Source organism: Planococcus sp. ISL-109 (assembly GCF_018613655.1).
Lineage (GTDB): Bacteria > Bacillota > Bacilli > Bacillales_A > Planococcaceae > Planococcus.
This window is the reverse complement of sequence record NZ_JAGGPW010000032.1, coordinates 1-1,628: the sequence shown is the minus strand read 5'-3', so window position 1 is coordinate 1,628 and position 1,628 is coordinate 1. Positions and strand designations below refer to the sequence as shown.

The 1,628-nt window shown below is 33.2% G+C and carries 3 protein-coding genes; 2 read left to right on the top strand and 1 reads right to left on the bottom strand.

The genetic code is table 11. The annotated features are described in order from the left end of the window. Positions 1-158: 158 nt before the first annotated feature. Together J7E21_RS15650 and J7E21_RS15645 are read left to right on the top strand one after the other, a co-directional pair. Positions 159-1,055: an acyl-ACP desaturase gene (locus tag J7E21_RS15650; RefSeq protein ID WP_215109463.1), complete on the top strand. Its 897-nt coding sequence runs from the start codon at positions 159-161 to the stop codon at positions 1,053-1,055. A 22-nt stretch (positions 1,056-1,077) separates the two neighbouring features. Then, positions 1,078-1,332 (top strand): hypothetical protein, encoded by a 255-nt coding sequence (locus J7E21_RS15645; protein WP_215109462.1) that lies wholly within the window; start codon positions 1,078-1,080, stop codon positions 1,330-1,332. Positions 1,333-1,431: 99 nt separating this feature from the next. Here J7E21_RS15645 and J7E21_RS15640 read toward each other — a convergent pair. After that, positions 1,432-1,628: hypothetical protein (locus tag J7E21_RS15640; protein ID WP_215109461.1), on the bottom strand; the 197-nt coding region annotated here is incomplete at its 5' end.

Sequence of the window (1,628 nt, the reverse complement as noted above, 5' to 3'; positions counted from 1 at the left end):
TATTAGAGGATTATCTATATTTAATAATAAAAGTTAAAAAACCGAATTTGTGAAAATTGATCTATCCTACTTGCCGGTTAATCTACTTTCTAATATTATAATTGTTAAAAAAATTCAAATGGTTTAAAGTTAGAAAAACACCTAAAGGAGAAGAGATAATGTTAAATTCAGATTTGGATATACGCTTAGAACCGCGCATTAAAGAATTATATCAATTACATAAAGAACGTTCTGCAAATATCGACTGGAGCTATCACGAATTTATCCCATGGGACAAGGCCATGTCCTTTAAACGAGTTCCTTGGGATAAGAGTCAAGTAACTCTTCCAGAAGGTGTAATTATTGCGGTAGAAACAGCATTACTTACAGAAGTAAATTTACCTTGGTATACGTCGCATTTGGATTATACATTTAAAAATTCAATGGAAGTAATAAATGATTTCGTACGCACTTGGACGGCTGAAGAAGACCAGCATTCTAACTTACTTGAAACGTATTTATTGGTGACACGAAACGTAGATCCGGTAAGATTGCATCAGTTAAGAAAACGAGTAGTTGAAAGTGGTTGGTTTCCAGATTTCACTAATCCTCTAGCAACAATGGCTTATACTACTTTGCAGGAGTTAGCTACACTAGTTTTTTATAATAATGTAGCTAAGGTAGCGGGGCATTACGATAAAGATTTAGCAACATTACTTCGACGTGTAGCGAAAGACGAAGCACTTCATTATGCATTCTATCGCGATACAGTGAAAGCACATCTTGAACTTGATCCGAATTTCATTGTTTTTTTTGAGAAGGTAATTATTAATTTCTCTATGCCAGGTGCCGTTATGCCAGACTTTAGCGATAGAATGAAAACCATTGCAATAGATACGAATTATGGACCACTACAATACTTTGACCAAGTATTAGATGTAGTTATTAAATACTGGGATATTGCCAACTTGCAACCTACTAGCGAAGATGCCAAACAATCACAAGCGAATATAATGAAATATCATGGGCGTTTAGAAAGAATTAAAGATCGCCAGCTAGGAAAAAATAAAAAGTAGATGTATGAAGGGGTTTTTTATCATGAAAACAACTTGCGAATTATGTGGAAAAGAAACGAAAGATAAAGTAAGTTATTTGGAACTTGAAACGTGGGAATTTAATTTTTTAAAGAAAGAGAAAAACGACTTTTACTCTATTTGTTTTAATTGTTTTGACAAACATACGAATAATTTTATTGACAAAGAAATGGATCTTGAATTGAGAAAAAAACGTTCTCTTTTGGTGAATAGAGAGGTCCAAGAAGAAATCGAGGCTATTCTTGAAATCGAAAATTAATTACTCAACTATATTTATTGAGCCTAAGTTGAAAGCATATGAGCAATAAATTGAATTTCTTAAAACAGTATTACAAGTACGTAATGTATTAAAGATGCGTCACTTTAGTGAAATAGATGGAATTTGGATTGGTGAAAAGAAAATCCAACTAGGTTCCAATGATATTAACACGGCAAGAATAACAAATTGCTTCAATATATACGAGGAACCGAGGATACAGGAGTCGGAAAAAGGAAAGCCATCTTCTTTGGAGGATGGCTTTTTACGTTCTGAAATATTGATGTAGACAACAGAGG